Annotated in this window: 17 protein-coding genes; 6 read left to right on the forward strand and 11 right to left on the reverse strand. The window is 68.5% G+C overall.

Annotated elements, in window-relative coordinates:
• Window positions 1–12: 12 nt before the first annotated feature.
• Together gmd and ACI6GS_RS17800 are read right to left on the reverse strand one after the other, a co-directional pair.
• Entirely contained in the window at window positions 13–1065 is a 1053-nt protein-coding gene (gene gmd / locus ACI6GS_RS17795; protein ID WP_439814801.1) for a GDP-mannose 4,6-dehydratase, read from the reverse strand.
• Window positions 1066–1289: 224 nt separating this feature from the next.
• Window positions 1290–2303 carry an NAD-dependent epimerase/dehydratase family protein gene (locus tag ACI6GS_RS17800; protein ID WP_439814802.1) on the reverse strand — a complete coding sequence of 338 codons (1014 nt, stop codon included), beginning with the start codon at window positions 2301–2303 and terminating at the stop codon, window positions 1290–1292.
• 167 nt (window positions 2304–2470) lie between these two features.
• On the opposite strand from ACI6GS_RS17800, the gene ACI6GS_RS17805 reads away from it, so the two are divergent.
• The gene (locus ACI6GS_RS17805; RefSeq protein WP_439814803.1) at window positions 2471–3673 is read left to right on the forward strand and encodes a glycosyltransferase family 4 protein; all 1203 of its coding nucleotides are present in this window, start codon (window positions 2471–2473) and stop codon (window positions 3671–3673) included.
• A gap of 12 nt (window positions 3674–3685) precedes the next feature.
• On the opposite strand, the gene ACI6GS_RS17810 is transcribed toward ACI6GS_RS17805, so the two are convergent.
• The 3 genes from ACI6GS_RS17810 to rfbB form a co-directional block, all read right to left on the reverse strand.
• Entirely contained in the window at window positions 3686–4654 is a 969-nt protein-coding gene (locus ACI6GS_RS17810) for a UDP-glucuronic acid decarboxylase family protein (RefSeq protein ID WP_439814804.1), read from the reverse strand.
• Between the two features lie 227 nt (window positions 4655–4881).
• On the reverse strand, window positions 4882–5748 hold the full coding sequence (gene rfbA / locus ACI6GS_RS17815; protein WP_439814805.1) for a glucose-1-phosphate thymidylyltransferase RfbA: 867 nt from the start codon (window positions 5746–5748) through the stop codon (window positions 4882–4884).
• Window positions 5745–6845, reverse strand: coding sequence for a dTDP-glucose 4,6-dehydratase (rfbB, locus tag ACI6GS_RS17820; RefSeq protein WP_439814806.1), 1101 nt, complete (start codon window positions 6843–6845; stop codon window positions 5745–5747). Before rfbB ends, rfbA begins: the two co-directional genes overlap by 4 nt.
• Window positions 6846–7079: 234 nt before the next feature.
• On the opposite strand from rfbB, the gene ACI6GS_RS17825 reads away from it, so the two are divergent.
• The 4 genes from ACI6GS_RS17825 (at window position 7080) to rfbD (ending at window position 10559) form a co-directional block, all read left to right on the forward strand.
• Window positions 7080–7763 carry an exopolysaccharide biosynthesis polyprenyl glycosylphosphotransferase gene (locus tag ACI6GS_RS17825; protein ID WP_439814807.1) on the forward strand — a complete coding sequence of 228 codons (684 nt, stop codon included), beginning with the start codon at window positions 7080–7082 and terminating at the stop codon, window positions 7761–7763.
• Between the two features lie 20 nt (window positions 7764–7783).
• Window positions 7784–8380 (forward strand): dTDP-4-dehydrorhamnose 3,5-epimerase, encoded by a 597-nt coding sequence (gene rfbC, locus ACI6GS_RS17830; protein WP_439814808.1) that lies wholly within the window; start codon window positions 7784–7786, stop codon window positions 8378–8380.
• Window positions 8381–8454: 74 nt separating this feature from the next.
• The gene (locus ACI6GS_RS17835; protein WP_439814809.1) at window positions 8455–9684 is read left to right on the forward strand and encodes an MFS transporter; all 1230 of its coding nucleotides are present in this window, start codon (window positions 8455–8457) and stop codon (window positions 9682–9684) included.
• An 8-nt stretch (window positions 9685–9692) separates the two neighbouring features.
• On the forward strand, window positions 9693–10559 hold the full coding sequence (gene rfbD / locus ACI6GS_RS17840; protein WP_439814810.1) for a dTDP-4-dehydrorhamnose reductase: 867 nt from the start codon (window positions 9693–9695) through the stop codon (window positions 10557–10559).
• On the opposite strand, the gene ACI6GS_RS17845 is transcribed toward rfbD, so the two are convergent.
• Window positions 10556–11176: a TetR/AcrR family transcriptional regulator gene (locus ACI6GS_RS17845; RefSeq protein ID WP_439814811.1), complete on the reverse strand. Its 621-nt coding sequence runs from the start codon at window positions 11174–11176 to the stop codon at window positions 10556–10558. The two genes, rfbD and ACI6GS_RS17845, sit on opposite strands and share 4 nt — an antisense overlap.
• Before the next feature lie 113 nt (window positions 11177–11289).
• Between ACI6GS_RS17845 and ACI6GS_RS17850 the strand changes: the two genes are divergently transcribed.
• Window positions 11290–12084, forward strand: coding sequence for an SDR family oxidoreductase (locus tag ACI6GS_RS17850; protein ID WP_439814812.1), 795 nt, complete (start codon window positions 11290–11292; stop codon window positions 12082–12084).
• Between the two features lie 24 nt (window positions 12085–12108).
• Here ACI6GS_RS17850 and ACI6GS_RS17855 read toward each other — a convergent pair whose 3' ends face one another.
• The 5 genes from ACI6GS_RS17855 to ACI6GS_RS17875 all read right to left on the reverse strand — a co-directional run bounded on the left by ACI6GS_RS17855 (window position 12109) and on the right by ACI6GS_RS17875 (window position 17563).
• Window positions 12109–12891, reverse strand: a complete 783-nt coding sequence (locus ACI6GS_RS17855) for an RNA methyltransferase (RefSeq protein ID WP_439814813.1) — start codon at window positions 12889–12891, stop codon at window positions 12109–12111.
• 13 nt (window positions 12892–12904) lie between these two features.
• Complete coding sequence (gene cimA / locus ACI6GS_RS17860) at window positions 12905–14512, reverse strand: citramalate synthase (RefSeq protein WP_439814814.1); 1608 nt, start codon at window positions 14510–14512, stop codon at window positions 12905–12907.
• Window positions 14509–15837: a cysteine--tRNA ligase gene (cysS, locus tag ACI6GS_RS17865; protein ID WP_439814815.1), complete on the reverse strand. Its 1329-nt coding sequence runs from the start codon at window positions 15835–15837 to the stop codon at window positions 14509–14511. Before cysS ends, cimA begins: the two co-directional genes overlap by 4 nt.
• 99 nt (window positions 15838–15936) lie before the next feature.
• Window positions 15937–16176, reverse strand: a complete 240-nt coding sequence (locus tag ACI6GS_RS17870; protein ID WP_439814816.1) for a hypothetical protein — start codon at window positions 16174–16176, stop codon at window positions 15937–15939.
• A 106-nt stretch (window positions 16177–16282) separates the two neighbouring features.
• The gene (locus tag ACI6GS_RS17875; protein ID WP_439814817.1) at window positions 16283–17563 is read right to left on the reverse strand and encodes a glutamate--tRNA ligase; all 1281 of its coding nucleotides are present in this window, start codon (window positions 17561–17563) and stop codon (window positions 16283–16285) included.
• Window positions 17564–17665: the final 102 nt, after the last annotated feature.

Genomic DNA, 17665 nt, shown 5'->3' on the forward strand with positions numbered 1-17665 from the left:
GCTGTGTCCTCCTCAGCCTTGCGGCCGCGCCGCGACCTTCATGTCGGCTTCGACCATCTCGCGCACCAGGTCGGGGAAACTCGTCGTGTGCGTCCAGCCCAGCTTGGCGCGTGCCTTGCTGGCATCGCCCAGCAGCAGGTCAACCTCGGTCGGGCGGAAATACTTGGGGTCGATCGCCACCACCACCTTGCCGGTGGCGGTGTCGGTGCCGACCTCGTCGACCCCCTCGCCCGACCAGGCGATGGTCCGGCCGACCGCCGCAAAGGCCAGTTCCACGAACTCGCGCACGCTGTGCATCTCGCCCGTGGCCAGCACGTAGTCGTCCGCCTTGTCCTGCTGCAGGATGCGCCACATCCCCTCGACATAGTCGCGCGCGTGGCCCCAGTCGCGCTTGGCATCCAGGTTGCCCAGGTACAGGCGCTCCTGCTGGCCATGCTGGATCGCGGCCACAGCGCGCGTGATCTTGCGCGTCACGAAGGTCTCGCCGCGGATCGGGCTCTCGTGATTGAACAGGATGCCGTTGGACGCGTGCATGTCGTATGCCTCGCGGTAGTTCACGGTGATCCAGTAGGCGTAGATCTTGGCCGCGGCATAGGGGCTGCGCGGATAGAACGGCGTCGTCTCGTTCTGTGGGATCGCCTGGACCTTGCCATAGAGCTCGGAGGTCGAGGCCTGGTAGAAGCGCACCGACTGTTCCCGGCCCAGGATGCGGATCGCCTCCAGCAGGCGCAGCGTCCCGATGGCGTCAGCGTTCGCAGTGTATTCGGGGGTCTCGAAGCTGACCTGGACGTGGCTCTGCGCCGCCAGGTTATAGATCTCGTCCGGCTTCGTCTCGGCAATCAGGCGGATCAGGTTGGTGGCGTCGGTCAGGTCGCCATGATGGAGGAAGAAGCGGGTGTCCCGCTCGTGCGGGTCGACATAAAGGTGATCGATTCGCTGGGTGTTGATGAGCGAGGAGCGCCGCTTGACCCCGTGGACGACATAGCCCTTCTCCAGCAGAAGCTCGGAAAGATAGGCGCCATCCTGTCCCGTCACGCCGGTGATCAAGGCAACCTTCGAACCCATGTCTAGCTCCAGCTGGGAGGATCGTGGCGCGCACCCGCGGGATGTTCCGGCGGGGCGGGCCTCAGCGAAAAGGCATCCAGCCGTCTGTTGCACCGCAACATGACGACGCAGTCCGCGGCTCTTTTAGGTCGCGGATCGACCCTTTGGCAAGGCGCGGCATGGCGTGATGATGCCACGGGTCCGCCTGCCGGCGCCGCCAGCCGGGCCACCGCCGGCCCTGGAACTCAGGTCAGGGTCCCGTCCGGCGATTCGCGGCGCCAGCGGCGGATCGCTTCCACCAGATCGGTCTCGAAGGCATAGCCGTCGGTCAGCAGGCGCTCGGGCACGATGTTGGTGGAGCGCACCAGCTTGTCGATCCGCTCGCGGTGGATGCCGGTCTTGATCCCCGCCTTGGCCAGGTATTCGAACGGCACGGATGCCCCGCGCATCAGGCCATAGGGCAGCGTGCCGATGGCCCCGGGCAGCTGCGCCGCCTCGCCGAAGGCCTTCACGATGTCCTCGATCGTGTAGGCCTTGGGATAGGCCATGTTGTAGAGGTACACGGGCTCCGGCCGCTGGATCGCGAAGCCCATGGACCGCACCACCTCGCCCACGTAGATGCATGACTTCACCGTATCCCGCCGGCCGGGATAGGCGAAGATCCGCCGGGACAGGGCCCGCGCCAGGCGCGTGAAGTTGCCCCCTTCCCCCGGACCGAAGACCACCGCCGGGCGCACGATGGTCACCTTGCGCGATGGGTCCGCCGCGGCCCACAGGCGGTGGATCCCCTCTGCCTGGTACTTCGACTTGCCATAGGCGGACACCGGCTCGGGCGCATCGCGCTCCGTGCGGGGCTGCTCGTTCGGACCATAGGTCGACATCGAGCTGGTGAAGACGATGTGCGGAACCCCGAGGCGGCTGCACAGCGCGACGACGCTCAACGCGCCGGAGATGTTGGTGTCGTAGTATTCGTGGGTCGGGTGGCCGGGCGTTGTGTGCACGGCCGCGAAGTTGTAGCAGACGAAGCTGGCGCCGTCGGCGCCGCCAAGGTCGACCTGGTCCAGCGGCTGGCGCACGTCCGCCGTGACGTACTGCACCTGGGGATGACGGCGGCGGGGTGGCAGGATATCAATGGCCACGATCGGGAAGTCGCCCTGTCGGACCAGCGTGTCGATCAAATAGGTTCCGATGAAGCCACTGGCCCCAGTAACGATAGCGCCCAAGTCCCAGCCCGCCACTGAATTGATCGGTCTCTTCATACAGCAGCGACAGGACGCATGCAAGAAGCCCGCGCGATCGTAGTCTAGTGACGAATCGGACGGATCGCTTGACCACTATTTCGAGAATGCAGGCCGCGCGGCCGACGGTACATTGACCTGCATTTACTTTTCTTGACGAACGCAGTTGGAACCACAGGCGGAAGCTGATGCGTATTGCCCTGCACGAATTCGTTCCCTATGCCTTTCCCGTGCAGTTGTCGCGCGCCCTGGTCGCGCGTGGCCACGTGGTCCAGCACAGCTACTTTCCCAAGTCGGTGGCCCGCGCCGCCCTCTCGCGCAGGGCCGACGATCCGGAGGGCTTCATCCTCCACGGCGTCGCCCCCGATCATCCCTATGACAAGTACAAGTACCTTGCCCGCATCCGGCAGGAACGCTCGGTCGGCGCGCTTCTGGCGCGCGACCTGAAGGCATTCAATCCCGACGTCGTCGTGTTCTCGAACACGCCGGACGACGTCCTGACCAGTGCCGCGCGCAACCTGCCGCGCGACCTGCCCCTGGTCTGGTGGGTCCAGGACATCTATTCGATCGGCATCGAGTCGGTGCTCTCGCGCAAGTCGGGCCTGGTCGGCCGTGCCGCGGGCGCCTGGTATCGCGGCCTGGAGCGGGCTTTCGGCGCGCGGGCGCGGCGCGTCATCGCAATCACGCAGGACTTCCTGCCGGAACTCGCGCGGCGCGGCATGCCGGCGTCCAAGGTCGACGTGATCGAGAACTGGGCCCCGCTGGACGAGATCGTGCCGGTGGAGAAGGAGAATGCCTGGAAGCGGGAGCAGGGCCTGGCGGGGCGGCCGCTGGTCGTCTATTCCGGCATCCTGGGCCTGAAGCACAATCCGCTGGTCCTGGCCGATGCGGCACAGCGCCTGGCCCAGGCCGGCCGGGGCGACGTCGCCGTCGTCGTCGTCTCCAACGGCCCCGCGGCCGAGCGCCTGGCCGAGGAGCAGAAGGCGCGCAACCTGGAAAACCTGCGCGTGCTGCCCTGGCAGCCGTTCGAGCGCCTGTCCGAGGTGCTGTCCTCGGCCGACGTGCTGGTCGCGCTGATCGAGAAGGAGGCCGGGCAGTTTTCGGTCCCGTCCAAGGTGCTCAGCTACATGTGCGTGGGCCGGGCGATGCTGTGCGCCATCCCGGCCGAGAACCTGGCCGCGCGCACCGTCGTCGGGGCGGGGGCCGGCCTGATCGTCGAGCCGGACGACAATGACGGGTTCTGCTCGGCGCTGGAGCGCCTGCTGGCGGCGCCCGACCTGCGCGAGCGGATGGCCGCCAATGCCCGCGCCCATGCCACCCGCGCCTTCGACATCGAGCGCATCACCGACCAGTTCGAGGCGGTGCTGCGCAAGGCGACCGCGCCCGCCTGAGCGGGCACGCCGCTAGAGGGCGGCGGCGCCCATCACCTCTTCCAGCGAGGCGAAGTATTCGATCGTGCGCGGCAGGCCGTCGGCCAGCGCCACGGTCGGCGCCCAGCCCAGGATGTCGCGTGCCAAGTCGATCTGCGGCTGACGCTGCAGCGGATCATCCTCGGGCAGCGGCAGGTGACGGATCTCGGACTTGGAGCCGGTCAGGGCGATGACCTGCTGCGCCAGTTCCAGGATGGTGAATTCCTTCGGATTGCCGAGGTTGATCGGCCCCGTGACCTCGTCCGGCGAGTTCATCAGCCGGATTAGGCCCTCGACCAGATCGTCGACGAAGCAGAAGGAGCGGGTCTGGCTGCCCTGGCCATAGACGGTGATGGGCTCGTTGCGCAGCGCCTGGACCACGAAGTTGGACACCACGCGGCCATCGTTCGGATGCATGCGCGGCCCATAGGTATTGAAGATCCGCGCGACCTTGATGCGCAGCGCGTGCTGCCGGTAATAGTCGAAGAACAGCGTCTCGGCGCAGCGCTTGCCCTCGTCGTAGCAGGCGCGTGGCCCGATCGGATTGACGTTGCCGCGGTAGCTTTCGGGCTGCGGATGGACATGCGGATCGCCATAGACCTCGCTGGTGGAGGCCTGGAGGATCTTGGCCCCGACGCGCTTGGCAAGGCCCAGCATGTTGATCGCGCCATGCACGCTCGTCTTGGTCGTCTGGACCGGGTCGCGCTGGTAGTGGATGGGCGAGGCCGGGCAGGCGAGATTGTAGATCTCGTCCACCTCGACATAGAGCGGGTGCGTCACGTCATGGCGCAGCAGTTCGAACTGCGGGCTGGACAGCAGGTGGGCGACATTGTCGCGCGAGCCGGTATAGAAATTGTCCACGCACAGGACGTCGTCGCCCGCCGCGATCAGCCGTTCGCACAGGTGCGAGCCCACGAATCCAGCGCCACCCGTCACGAGGACGCGCTTGCGTAACCGTCTCATCCAGCCTTTCTCACATTGATGCACGCGGGTGGTCGAACGCGATCACCGCAGATCAGTTGGGCTCGCCGCCCTGTTCCCGCGCTCCCTGTCAGCCCAATCGGCAGATCAGCCCATGGCAACCGGACCCTGCGCCGTCCCGCTGCGGCGCGTCGTCCCTGCCCGCAGCGAAAAAGTGCCGGCCAAACGTCCTACTAGCAGTGCCCCCCGCCCAAAACAACAGGCATCCGTCACACCTGCAGCAGGCTGAGCAGGTAGCGGCCATAGTCGCTGGACGCCAGGGGTTCGGCCAGCCGACGCAGGTGATCCGCGTCGATCAGGCCCCGGGTGAAGGCGATTTCCTCCAGGCAGGCGATCTTCAATCCCTGGCGCCGCTCGATCGCCTGGATGAAGGTGCCCGCCTCGATCAGCGATTCCGGCGTGCCCATGTCCAGCCAGGCATAGCCGCGGCCAAGGCGCTCGACCTTCAGCCGCCCCGCCGCCAGATAGGCAAGGTTGACGTCCGTGATCTCCAGTTCGCCGCGCCTGGATGGGCGGACGCGCCGTGCAATCTCGACCACGTCGTTGTCGTAGAAATAGAGGCCGGTGACCGCCCAGTGCGAGCGTGGCGCGCGCGGCTTCTCCTCGATCGACAGGGCACGACCCGCGGCGTCGAACTCGACCACGCCATAGCGTTCGGGATCGCGCACCCAGTACCCGAAGACCGTGGCGCCCTGCCCCTGGCGCGCCGCCGCCTCCAGCTGCTCCGTCAGGCCGTGGCCGAAATAGATGTTGTCGCCAAGGACCAGGCAGACGGGATCCTTGCCGATGAATTGCTCGCCGATCAGGAAGGCCTGGGCCAGCCCCTCCGGCCTGGCTTGCGCGGCATAGCTGAGACGGATGCCCCAGCGGCTGCCATCGCCCAGCAGGGTCTGGAACTGCGGCTGGTCGCGGGGCGTGGTGATCACCAGGATGTCGGTGATCCCCGCCAGCATCAGGGTCGACAGCGGGTAGTAGATCATCGGCTTGTCATAGACGGGCAGCAGCTGCTTGCTGACGACAGTGGTCAGCGGGTGCAGCCGCGTGCCGGAGCCGCCGGCCAGGATGATCCCCTTCATGGCGCGGTCGCCCCCGCGCCAATGCTTCCCAGTCCGATGCTTCCCAGTCCGCTGCTCCCCAGGCGCTCGCCGCCATAGACGCCGTCGCGCAAGGGGCGCCACCATGCCTCGTTGTCCAGGTACCAGCGGACCGTGTCGGCCAGGCCCTCCTCGAACGTGCGCTGCGGCGTCCAGCCCAGTTCGCTGCGCAGGCGGCTGCTGTCGATCGCATAGCGGGCGTCATGGCCGGGCCGGTCGGTCACGAAGCGGATCAGGTCGGCATGGCGCCGCCCCGGCTGTGGCCGCAGCCGGTCGAGCAGAACGCAGATCGCCTGGACCACGTCGATGTTGCGCCGCTCGGCATTGGCCCCGACGGCATAGCTCTCCCCCACCCGTCCCTGGCTCAGGATCAGGCACAGCGCGCGGGCGTGATCCTCGACATGCAGCCAGTCGCGCACATTGGTGCCGCCGCCATAGACCGGCAATGCCTGGCCATGCAGCGCGTTCAGGATCGTGAGCGGGATCAGCTTCTCGGGGAAATGATAAGGCCCGTAATTGTTGGAACAGTTGCTGATGACCACGGGCAGCCCAAAGGAATGGTGCCACGCCCGCACCAGGTGGTCGGCCGAGGCCTTGCTGGCGGAATACGGGCTGGTCGGCGCATAGGCCGTGCTCTCGTCGAACAGGCCTTCCGCCCCAAGCGAGCCGAACACCTCGTCCGTTGAGACATGATGGAAGCGGAATGCCGCGCGACGCTCCGGCGGCAGTCCGGCCCAGTAGGTCCGCGCCGCCTCCAGCAGGGTATAGGTGCCCACGATGTTGGTCTGGATGAAGGCTGCGGGGCCGTCGAGCGAGCGGTCAACATGCGATTCCGCCGCCAGATGCATGACGGCGTCGGGCTGATGGTCACGAAAAATGCGCAGCATCGCGACCGCGTCGCATATATCGGCGATTTCGAGCTTATAGTAAGGACTGTCCGAAACCGGGGTGAGTGATGCCAGACTGGCTGCATAGGTCAGCTTGTCGACCACCACGACCCTCAGGCCGAGCGTGCCGATCATGTGGCGGACGACGGCAGAACCGATGAAACCGGCACCGCCCGTAACGAGGACCCTCATGTCGGCTCCCATATCAACTCTGGGCGACATTACAAGCCGGCGCCGGCCGGTGGACCCGCGGACGGGTTTGTTGCGTCGCAATATCGATGGGCGCGCGCGTTCCGCCTGGCGCCGTGAAACCCCTTCAATTTTCCCGCGGAACGTGACGGCCGTCGCAGCCACGGCGCTATGTCGCTTGACCTTGTTCAATGCTGCGTTACAGCATACCGCAGCGGGTAAAGCTGGAGAGGCCCTATGAGTATTGACGGTCGGTCATTTGCAATGACTTCAAGTACCGTGCCTCAGTCCTCCCCGAACAAGACCCCCTACCGGAAGTCGGCACCCCTGTCGAAGGAGGTGTTCGATCGGACCTGCGCGTTTGTTGCGCTGCTCCTGTTGCTGCCTGTTCTGATTCTCGTGGGCATCGCGATCAAGATCACCAGTCCAGGCCCGATCATGTTCAAGCAGAAGCGGGCCGGCCTCAACAATGAGGTGTTCTGGATCTACAAGTTCCGAACAATGTACACGGACAAGCTGGATCACGGCGGACGCAACCAGACGCAGCGAAACGACCCGCGCGTGACGCCGCTCGGTGCGTTCTTGCGCCGCACCAGCATCGACGAACTGCCCCAGGTCCTGAACGTCCTGCGGGGCGAGATGTCGCTGGTGGGACCGCGCCCGCATCCGCTGGAAATGTCGATCCAGGGCAAGGCGACCCACGACCTGGTCGAGAACTATGGTGATCGCCACGCGATGAAGCCGGGCATCACCGGCTGGGCCCAGGTCAACGGCCTGCGCGGCGCGTGCGACGAACCCGACCAGCTGACGAACCGGGTCAAGGCCGACCTGTACTACATCCGCAACTGGTCGTTCCTGCTCGACATCAAGATCATCCTGAAGACCGTGCTGATCGTGTTCCGCCGCGACGGAGCCTATTGAGCGCGGCATCAACCGCATCGATGCCTGCCCCACTCCATGTCGAGCCCCTGGCCCTGGCCGGGGTGTTCCTGCTGACGCCCGCGCGGTTCGAGGACCAGCGCGGCTGGTTCAGCGAGGTCTTTTCCCTGGGCGCGTTCGAGGCCCAGGTGGGACCTGTCGCATTCATCCAGGATAACCAGTCCCTGTCCCGCGCGGCCGGCACCGTCCGGGGCCTGCACTTCCAGCACGCGCCTCATGGCCAGGCCAAGCTGGTGCGCGTGCTGCGGGGCAGCATCCTGGACGTCGTCGTCGATATCCGTCCCGCCTCGCCCTGCTTCGGGCGGCATGTCGCGGTGCAGCTTGACGCGCGCGATGGCCGCCAGCTGTTCGTGCCGGCGGGTTTCGCGCATGGCTTCTGTACGCTCGAGGCGGACACGGAAGTCCTCTACAAGGTCGACGCGGCCTATGCGCCGGACCACGATGCCGGGATCCACTGGCGCGATCCCGACCTTGCCATCGCCTGGCCCATCGCGGCGGACGCGGCCACCATCTCGGCCAAGGACGCCGCCCTGCCCCGCCTGCGCGACCTCCGTGCGCCCGGTGGCGCGCCGATTGTCCGGGCGGCGCCCGCCGACTAGAATGGCCTGCGCGTCTCTGGGCGCGTCGTCGGGCGTGGCGCCCTCCCAGTCCAGACATCAAACCGGGGCGTGACATGCCTGCAGTCCTGGCCGTCGGCTCGATCCTGCTGGGGATCGGCCTGGTATCCGTCGGGACGGGTCTGCTCAGCACGTTCCTGTCCGTCCGCCTCGACATGGACCAGGTCGGGGACGGCGCGATCGCCCTGATCCTGACCGGCTACCCGCTGGGCTTCCTTCTGGGCTGCCTGCGCGGCCGGGTGATCATCCAGAGCGTGGGGCATATCCGCGCCTTTGCCGCATTCGGCGGCTTCATGTGCGCGGCCACCCTCGCCTTCGTGATCTGGGACAGTCCCTGGTTCTGGTTCGCGTTGCGCATCGGCAATGGCCTGTGTGCCGCGGGCCTGTTCACCATCGCCGAGTCGTGGCTGCAGGCGCGCACGCCCGCAGCCTCTCGCGGCCTGGTGATCGGCTGCTACATGATCTCGGACAAGCTGGCCTATTCCGCGGGCCAGATGCTGATGACCTCGGCCGACCCGCATGGCCCGGTCCTGTTCGCGCTGGCGGCCATGGCCTATGCCCTGTGCCTAGTCCCGGTGTCCCTGACGCGGGCCGAAAGCCCGTCCATCGCCGGCAGCGTCCGCCTCAACTTCCTGCAGCTCTATCGCATCTCGCCGGTCGGCATCGTCGGCACCTTCGTCGCCGGCGTCATCAACACGGCGGTGCTGTCGCTGAGCCCGATCATGCTGGGCAATCGCGGCCTGGACACGGCCCAGATCGCGACCGTGATGACCGCCCTGACCCTGGGTGGACTGGTTCTGCAATGGCCGATCGGCTGGTTGTCCGACCATTTCGACCGCCGCCGGGTCCTGCTGGGAATCACCATCGCAACGGCCCTCGTCGCGCTGCTGGTGGCGGCGATCCCGACCGGCAATGTCGTCGTCCTGGCAGTCCTGGCGGTTGCCTATGGCGGCATCGCCTTCGCGATCTATCCCGTCGCCATCGCGCACGCCATCGACTTCGCCGAGAATCGCCAGGTAGTGGAGGTATCCAGCGGCCTGCTGCTCAGCTGGGCGGCGGGCTCCGTCGCGGGGCCTGCCATCGCCTCCTTTGCCATGGAACGGGTCGGCACCGCCGGCCTCTATGGCTATGCGGCCCTGACCACGGCGCTGTTCGCCGCCTTCATCATCTGGCGGATGACGCGGCGCGCGCCGCTGCCCAATGACCTGCAGGGTCGCTTCGTGCCGATGCCGCAGACGACGCCGACCTCGGGCGCGCTCAATCCCCGCGGCTCGGACGCGGGCTGAGCGGCGGCATGCGGATCCTTGTCCTGGGCCGTCACGGACAGGTCGCGCAGGAACTTGCGCGCCACGGTCCGGCCACCGGCTGCACCGTCGCCTGCGTCGGGCGCGAGCAGGCGCAGCCCGCGTCCGTTGCGGCGCTGATCGCCGACGCGCGGCCGGTCGCCGTGATCAACGCGGCCGCCTACAACGCCGTCGACCAGGCGGAGCAGGAGGAGGCCTTGGCGATGGCGGTCAACGCCACGCTGCCGGGAGTGGCGGCGCGCGTCTGCGCGGCGCTCGGCGTGCCGTTCCTGCACATCTCGACCGGCTATGTCTTCGCCGGCGACCGGCCCGGCGCCTATGCCGAGGATGACGCGCCCGGTCCGCTGGGCGCCTATGGCCGCAGCAAACTGGCGGGGGAGGCCGCCGTCCGGGCGGCGGGCGGCCATGCCGCCATCGTGCGCACGTCCTGGGTGTTCTCACCCTTCGGCAGCAATTTCGTGAAGACGATGCTGCGCGTGGGCGCCGCCAATGACGCGGTGCAGGTGGTCGACGACCAGCACGGCCAGCCGACCTGCGCCGCCGACCTGGCGCAGGCCCTGCTGGTCATGGCGCGGGCCATGGTCACGACGCCGGCGCCCGGGCAGGCCGGCCTGTTCCACCTGACGGGCGCCGGCCCGCTGAGCTGGGCCGGCTTCGCCGAGGAGATCTTCGCGGCCTCGACCCTGCACCCGCGCCCGCGGGTGGTCCGCATCGCGTCGGCCGATTATCCGGTCCCGGCGCGGCGGCCCGCCAATGGCGTACTGGACTGCCGGCGGATCGGCGCGGTTTTTGGTGTCACGCCAGCCGACTGGCGCATCGGGTTGGCCCACGTCCTGGCCGAACTGGGCGCCCGCTAGGCCGGCTGCCTGGGCGCCAGGCCGTTGAGAAGAATGCGCGTCACGCGGCGCGCATGGGCCGCGATCATCACGTCTGTGATGGCATCAACCGCGCCCAGGGCCAGCAGGGTCGGCCATTCGCCCTGCGCCATCGCGACGAACAGGGACACGATCTCCATCGGGTCGTCGTCGAAAGCCAGGTGCCCCTGGTCGCGCCACAGGCAGAAGATTGCGGCGAAGCGGCGGCGATCCTCGTCGATCACGCCGCCGGCCATGCGCAGGGCTGCTCCGCCCGGGCCATCGGCGACGATGGCGCGGCTCAGCGGCTCCACCGCCAGGACGAAACGCAGGGTTTCCTCGGCGATGATGGGCAGCACCACGTCCGGCGGCTGGCCCTGGGCCAGGGCTGCGGCGCTGCCCCTTGTCGTGCCCTGCAGCCGCGCCTGGAACAACGTGCTGAACAGCTGCTCCTTGTTGCCGAACCAGGCATAGAGCGTCTCCTTGGACGCACGCGCGGTTCGGGCAATGGCCGCCATGCTGGCGCCGGCATAGCCCTTGGCCGCGAACTCCTGGAAGGCGGCGTCCAGGATCTCCTGGCGGCGCTCCTCCCGCGGCGCTCGGCTGGACGCAGTCTCCATCCCCCTACCTAGCCCGCTCCCGGCACCGCGTCCAGCTCTTGCGTACCCGCCAGTACGGCTGTATCGCTATCCGTACCGAACCGTACGGTACATTCGATGAGACGGAGGATACCATGCCTGACGAGGCGCATCGCGGCCGCTGTTATCTGGTCACCGGGGCTGCCTCCGGCATCGGCGCCGCCGTCGCCCGCCGCCTGGCCGCAGGCGGCGCCCGGGTCATCACCAGCGACCTTCACGGGGCCGACGTGATCGCCGACCTGACAACCCCGGCGGGGCGCGCGGCCCTGGCCGAGGACACGGCCGCACGGTGCGGCGGCCAGTTGGACGGGGTTGTGGCCAATGCGGGCGGCGGACCGGCGGAGGGCATGATCGCGCTGAACTTCTTTGGTGCCGTGGCAACACTCGAACGCCTGCACCCGCTGCTGCAGGGCAGCGACGCCGGCCGTGCCGTCGCCATCTCGTCGATCAGCGCGCTGCGGCCGCCCGAGCCGGGCATCGTCGAGGACTGCCTGGCGGGTGACGAAGCCGCAGCGATCCGCCAGGCGGCGCGCGCGCTGGAGGCGGGGCGGACCGGCCTGGACCTCTATACCAGCGCGAAGTTCGCACTGAACCAGTGGTGCCGCCGGATGGCCGTCCGCCCATCCTGGGCCCAGGCCGGCATCCCGCTCAACGTCGTCGCCTTCGGCCTGGTGGAGACGCCGGCCGCCGCCTGGGTCCTGGATAATCCTCAGGCCCACGCCGCCATGCGCGCCATGGCACCCCTGCGCGATGCCTGCCCCGGCCGGGTCGAGCGCGCGGCCGACCTGGTCGCCTGGTGCGTCAGTGCCGAGAATGCGCTGGTCACCGGGCAGGTGCTCTACGCCGATGGCGGGTTCGAGTGCCTGGCCCGTGGCGAGGAACGCTGGTAGCGCCCACCAGGGGCCTGCGAGACGTCAGCGGATGTTGTTGCCGATGCGCTGGCGCCGGCCGACCAGGGCGCGAACGACGCCGCGCAGGGTCTGCACTTCCTGCGTGGTGAGGCCTGCGCGCTCGAACAGGTTGCGGAGGTTGCGCACCATGGTCGGGCGCTTTTCCGGCGGCTTCAGGAAGTCCGCCTCGTCCAGCTCGGCTTCCAGCTGCTCGAACAGGCCGATCAGCTGGCCACGCGTCGCGGGCACGCTGTCGCCCAGGCGCAGCATCGCGTCCGGCCGCACATCCTCCAGCAGGCGCCATTCATAGCCCAGGATCAGCACTGCCTGGCCCAGGTTGAGCGAGGCAAAGGCGGGATCGGCCGGAATCTGGACAAGCGAGTCGGCCAGGGCGACATCGTCATTCTCCAGGCCCATGCGCTCGGCACCGAACATCAGGCCGACCTTCTGTCCGCCGGCCAGCGCCGTGCGGGCCTGGGCGGCGGCGGTCCGGGGGGTGATGACGGGCTTGACCATGTCGCGGTCGCGCGCGGTCGTCGCCAGCACCAGGTGCAGGTCGCCCAGCGCCTCCGCCGTCGTGGCGAAGACCTGCGCCGTGGCCAGGATGTCGTCGGCGCCCGAGGCGGACGCCACCGCCTTCTCGTTCGGCCAGCCGTCGCGCGGGGCGACCAGGCGCAGCTCGCGCAGGCCGAAATTGCGCATGGCACGCGCTGCCGCCCCGATGTTCTCGCCCATCTGCGGCTTGACCAGGATGACGGCGGGGGCCGGTCCCGCCACGCCCTCCTGCCGTCGATCGGTGCCCGCCATCAGGACCTGGCCATCAATGGGCGGGCGCGCCGTCGCGCAGCAGCTTGTAGACGATCGAATCGTGCAGCGCCTGGAAGCTGGCGTCGACGATGTTGGGCGACACGCCGACCGTGAACCAGCGGTTGCCGGCCCCGTCCGCGCTCTCGATCAGCACCCGCGTGACCGCGCCCGTTCCCTTGCCCAGGTCCAGGATGCGCACCTTGAAATCGACCAGTTCAAGGTCGGCGATATAGGACGAGTAGCGTCCCAGGTCCTTGCGCAGGGCGGCGTCCAGCGCGTTGACCGGACCGTTCCCCTCCCCCACCGAAATCACGTAGTCGTCGCCCACCTGGACGCGCACGATCGCTTCCGACACGGTGACCAGCTCACGATTGGCGTTGTAGCGCCGCTCGACCATCACCTTGAAGCTCTCGACGCGGAAGAACTCGGGCACGTCTCCCAGGACACGGCGCGCCATCAGGGCAAAGCTCGCCTCCGCCCCGTCATAGGCATAGCCGGCGAACTCGCGCTCCTTCACCTCCTCCAGCAGGCGCTGGATCTTGGGACTGTCGGCCGCCACCTCGATGCCGTTCTCGCGCAGGCGGGACAGGATGTTGGACCGCCCGGCCTGGTCGGACACCAGGATGTGCCGCGCATTGCCGACCGACTCCGGCGGCACGTGCTCATAGGTGCGCGGATCCTTCTCCACCGCCGAGACGTGCAGGCCGCCCTTGTGGGCAAAGGCGGACGCCCCGACATAGGCCGCATGCCGGTTGGGTGCGCGGTTCAGGACCTCGTCCAGCAGGCGCGACAGCGGGGTCAGGCCGGCCAGCGCCTCGGGGGCGATGCCCGTCTCGAAGCGGTCCGCGAACTCGGGCTTCAGCATCAGGGTGGGGATCAGGGCGACCAGGTTGGCATTGCCGCAGCGCTCGCCCAGGCCGTTCAGCGTGCCCTGGATCTGGCGCGCGCCGCCCAGCACGGCCGCCAGCGAGTTCGCCACCGCGTTCTCGGTATCGTTGTGGGCATGGATGCCAAGCCGGGAACCGTCGATCTCGGACGCGACCTCGCGCACGATGCGCTCCACCTCATGCGGCAGGGTGCCGCCATTGGTGTCGCACAGCACCATCCAGCGCGCGCCCGCCCGCTCCGCCGCCTTGAGGCAGGACAGGGCGTAGCGCGGATTCTCCTTGTACCCCTGGAAGAAGTGTTCGGCGTCGTAGAGGGCCTCGCGTCCGCTGGCGACCAGGTGGCGGATCGAATCCTCGATCAGGTCCACGTTCTCCTCGAGCGGGATGCCAAGGGCGACGCGCACCTGGAAGTCCCAGGACTTGCCGACGATGCACACGGCGGGCGTCTGCGCGTCCAGCAGGTCGGCCAGGCCCGGATCGTTGTCGGCGGACCGGCCCGGCCGCTTGGTCATGCCAAAGGCCGTGAAGCGCGCCTGGGTCAGATATGGGCGGCTGCCGAAGAACGCCGTGTCGGTCGGATTGGCACCGGGCCAGCCGCCCTCGACATAGTCCAGGCCCAGGCGGTCCAGGGCACCGGCGATCAGGCGCTTGTCCTCGACGCTGAAGTCGACCCCTTGCGTCTGCGCGCCGTCGCGCAACGTCGTGTCGAACAGGTAAAGACGTTCGCGGCTCATGCCCGCCTCCAGGTCGTTCCCTTGGGCCCGTCCTCAAGGATCACGCCCACGGCCAGCAGGTCGGCCCGGATCCTGTCCGCCCCCGCAAAGTCCTTCGCCTTGCGGGCGTCGCGCCGCGCCTCGATCAGGCGCTCGATCTCGGCCGCCCCCGGCCCGTCGCCGGTCTCGCCCCGGAACCAGGCCTCGGGCGCCTGCTCCAGCAGGCCCAGCACACGGCCCGCAGCACGCAGCCCCGCGGCATCGCCGGCACTGGCCAGCTGGTGCATCGCGGCGATCGCCTCCGGCGTGTTCAGGTCGTCATCCAGCGCCGCAGCGACGGCGGCGGGCAGGTCGTCGCCATCGGCCGGATTGTCGGCCAGCACGCGGTACCAGCGGTCGAGCGCGCCCTTTGCCCGGACGGCACCTTCGTCGGTCCAGTCAAGCGGCTGGCGATAGTGTGTGGCGATCATGGCCAGGCGGATTGCCTCGCCCGCATGGCTCGCCAGCACGTCGCGCACGGTGCGGAAATTGCCCAGGCTCTTGGACATCTTCTCGCCGTCGACGGTCAGGAAGCCGTTGTGCACCCAATAGCGGGCAAAGGGCGCGCCATTGGCGCACTCGCTCTGCGCGCACTCGTTCTCGTGGTGCGGAAAGATCAGGTCGCGGCCGCCGCCATGGATGTCGAAGGTCGCCCCCAGGTGCGTCAGGCTCATGGCCGAGCATTCGATGTGCCAGCCGGGCCGCCCCCGGCCCCAGGGCGAGTCCCAGCCGGGAATGTCGGGCGAACTTGGCTTCCACAGGACGAAGTCGCCGGGTGCGCGCTTGTAGGGTGCCACCTCGACCCGGGCGCCGGCGATCATCTCGTCCAGGCTGCGGCCGGACAGGTGGCCATAGTCCGGCTTGGTCGCGATCTCGAACAGGACGTGGCCTTCCGCCACATAGGCATGACCGGCACCGATCAGCGTCTGGATCATCGCGATCATGTGCGCGATGTGTTCGGTCGCCCGCGGCTCCACATCCGGCGGCAGCGCGCCCAGGGCCGCCATGTCATCGTGGAAAGCCTTGGTCGTGCGGGCCGTCACTTCGGCGATGCTGGTCCCACCCTGCGCGGCGGCCGCGTTGATCTTGTCGTCCACGTCCGTGATGTTGCGGACATAGGTGACATGGGCATAGCGGCGACGCAGCAGGCGAACCAGGATGTCGAACACGATGACCGGCCGCGCATTGCCGATATGGGCAAAGTCATAGACGGTCGGGCCACAGACATAGAGGCCCACGGCATCGGGCTTCAGCGGCTCGAACGGCACCTTTGCGCGGCGCGCACTGTCATAGAGAACCAGAGACATGGATCCGGGCGTCCAGGGGAAGCGCCCGGATTACCAGAAGCGGCCGGGCCGGTCCATGTTCGCGACCGACCCGACCACCCCGGGTGCGTGGCGTCGTCCCTAGCCGGAGGTCGGGCTGCGTCGCAGGCAGGCGGAGAAGCGGATCGCCTGGCACCAGCGGGAACTGGATATGGCCCGCTGGTTCGCGTGGTACACGACCGGCATGGCGGTCGTCGCCCGTTCCGGGACGGGAGGGGGCATGTGCGCCGGCGTCGCACCGGCGGGGGATCCCAGTCCCGGGCCTGCCAGGCCCGCGACGGTGAAGATGGCGACCAGAGCGCCTGTCCTGACCCTGTTCATGGAAAAATGGTGCGACGCACACAGACGTATCGCAATACCTCAGGCTGCACAAATTGTCGCAACCCGTCGCCTTCAAGGGAACCGATTCCGACCAATCCCCTTGTCGTCAGGTTTTGGCTTCAGCTTGGCCGCCCGCCGTCAGGCGCTCCACCGCGCGCGTTCGCCCGATCAGCGGCAGGAACAGGCGCATTTCCGGGCCATGGTCCAGCCCGGTCAGCGCCCGGCGCAGCGGCAGGAACAGGGCCTTGCCCGTGCGGCCCGTGGCCTGTTTCACGGCCGCCGTCCAGGCGCCCCAGGTCGTCTCGTCCCACGGCTCGGGGGGCAGCAGCCCGGCGGCGAGCGGATCGGGCTCGCTCGGCGGCACCTCTCCCTCGGCAATGCGGCGCCAGTCCTCCGCCTCCCCCAGGCGGTGCAGGTTCTGTCGCACCGCATCCCAGAAGGCCGGCGTCAGCCAGGGCAGGCGCGCCTGCGCCGTGGCAAACGGCATGTCGTGGACGACGCGTGCCGATTCGTGCGCCAGGTCGGCGGGATCGAAGCGCGCGGCAGACCGCCCGAAATGCTCCAGCGCGAAGCCCTCGGCCCCGGACGTGCCAAGACGGCTCAGCACCGAGACGATCGCCTGCGGCTCGATCCCCTCGGCCCGCAGGCTGCGCAGGGACAGCGCGCCGGTCCGCTTGGACAGGCCCTGCCCGTCCGGACCCACCAGCAGCGACAGGTGGGCAAAGACCGGCACGGACGCGCCCAGGGCCTGGAAAAGCTGGACCTGCACCGCCGTGTTGGTGACGTGGTCCTCGCCGCGGATGACGTGGCTGATGCCCAGCTCCGCATCGTCCACCACGGAACTCAGCGTGTAGAGCGGCCGGCCATCCTCCCGCACCAGGACGGGATCGGACAGGCTGGCGGTCGGCACGCGCGTCTCGCCCTTGATCGCGTCCGCCCAGGTGACGGTTTCGCCATCCAGCAGGAAGCGCCAATGCGGCGCGCGATCCGGCCGCTCGTCCGGCTTCAGGCGCAGGGCGGCGCGGTCATAGACGGGCGGCAGGCCGCGGGCCCGCTGCAGCCTGCGCTTCAGCGCCAGTTCCTCCGCCGTCTCCCAGCAGGGATAGAGCCGCCCCACCGCCTTCAACCGCGCGATGGCCGCGTCATAGCGGTCCATGCGATCGGACTGCCGCGCGAAGCAGTCCCAGCCGATGCCAAGCCAGGCCAGATCCTCCTCGATCGCCGCTGCGAACTCCGCCGTGGACCGCTCGGTGTCGGTATCGTCCAGGCGCAGCAGCAGGGTCCCGCCGTTGGCCTGCGCGAAGCGGGCGTTCACCACGGCGATACGGGCATTGCCCAAATGCAGAAGGCCCGTGGGACTGGGCGCGAACCGGACAGCAACCGTCATCTTATCCTCAGCTCAGGACTTCCCGGGGTTCGCATCCCCGGTCCCGACTGCGACAGGCCGGGCGCCGTGCTCTAGCATGGCTTTGGCCGCGACGTTCAATCG

This window comes from Zavarzinia sp. CC-PAN008 (genome assembly GCF_051903925.1).
Classification (GTDB): Bacteria; Pseudomonadota; Alphaproteobacteria; order Zavarziniales; family Zavarziniaceae.

Bases quoted from the DNA above. Each gene is read 5' to 3' on its own strand.
- rfbA (WP_439814805.1), bottom strand. From the start codon at position 5,748: ATGAAGGGGATCATCCTGGCCGGCGGCTCCGGCACGCGGCTGCACCCG.
- ACI6GS_RS17875 (WP_439814817.1), bottom strand. From the start codon at position 17,563: ATGACGGTTGCTGTCCGGTTCGCGCCCAGTCCCACGGGCCTTCTGCAT.
- ACI6GS_RS17850 (WP_439814812.1), top strand. From the start codon at position 11,290: ATGCCTGACGAGGCGCATCGCGGCCGCTGTTATCTGGTCACCGGGGCT.
- ACI6GS_RS17845 (WP_439814811.1), bottom strand. From the start codon at position 11,176: ATGGAGACTGCGTCCAGCCGAGCGCCGCGGGAGGAGCGCCGCCAGGAG.
- rfbC (WP_439814808.1), top strand. From the start codon at position 7,784: ATGCCTGCCCCACTCCATGTCGAGCCCCTGGCCCTGGCCGGGGTGTTC.
- gmd (WP_439814801.1), bottom strand. From the start codon at position 1,065: ATGGGTTCGAAGGTTGCCTTGATCACCGGCGTGACGGGACAGGATGGC.
- ACI6GS_RS17855 (WP_439814813.1), bottom strand. From the start codon at position 12,891: ATGGCGGGCACCGATCGACGGCAGGAGGGCGTGGCGGGACCGGCCCCC.
- ACI6GS_RS17870 (WP_439814816.1), bottom strand. From the start codon at position 16,176: ATGAACAGGGTCAGGACAGGCGCTCTGGTCGCCATCTTCACCGTCGCG.
- ACI6GS_RS17810 (WP_439814804.1), bottom strand. From the start codon at position 4,654: ATGAGACGGTTACGCAAGCGCGTCCTCGTGACGGGTGGCGCTGGATTC.
- rfbB (WP_439814806.1), bottom strand. From the start codon at position 6,845: ATGAGGGTCCTCGTTACGGGCGGTGCCGGTTTCATCGGTTCTGCCGTC.
- ACI6GS_RS17800 (WP_439814802.1), bottom strand. From the start codon at position 2,303: ATGAAGAGACCGATCAATTCAGTGGCGGGCTGGGACTTGGGCGCTATC.
- cimA (WP_439814814.1), bottom strand. From the start codon at position 14,512: ATGAGCCGCGAACGTCTTTACCTGTTCGACACGACGTTGCGCGACGGC.
- cysS (WP_439814815.1), bottom strand. From the start codon at position 15,837: ATGTCTCTGGTTCTCTATGACAGTGCGCGCCGCGCAAAGGTGCCGTTC.
- ACI6GS_RS17825 (WP_439814807.1), top strand. From the start codon at position 7,080: ATGAGTATTGACGGTCGGTCATTTGCAATGACTTCAAGTACCGTGCCT.
- ACI6GS_RS17805 (WP_439814803.1), top strand. From the start codon at position 2,471: ATGCGTATTGCCCTGCACGAATTCGTTCCCTATGCCTTTCCCGTGCAG.
- rfbD (WP_439814810.1), top strand. From the start codon at position 9,693: ATGCGGATCCTTGTCCTGGGCCGTCACGGACAGGTCGCGCAGGAACTT.
- ACI6GS_RS17835 (WP_439814809.1), top strand. From the start codon at position 8,455: ATGCCTGCAGTCCTGGCCGTCGGCTCGATCCTGCTGGGGATCGGCCTG.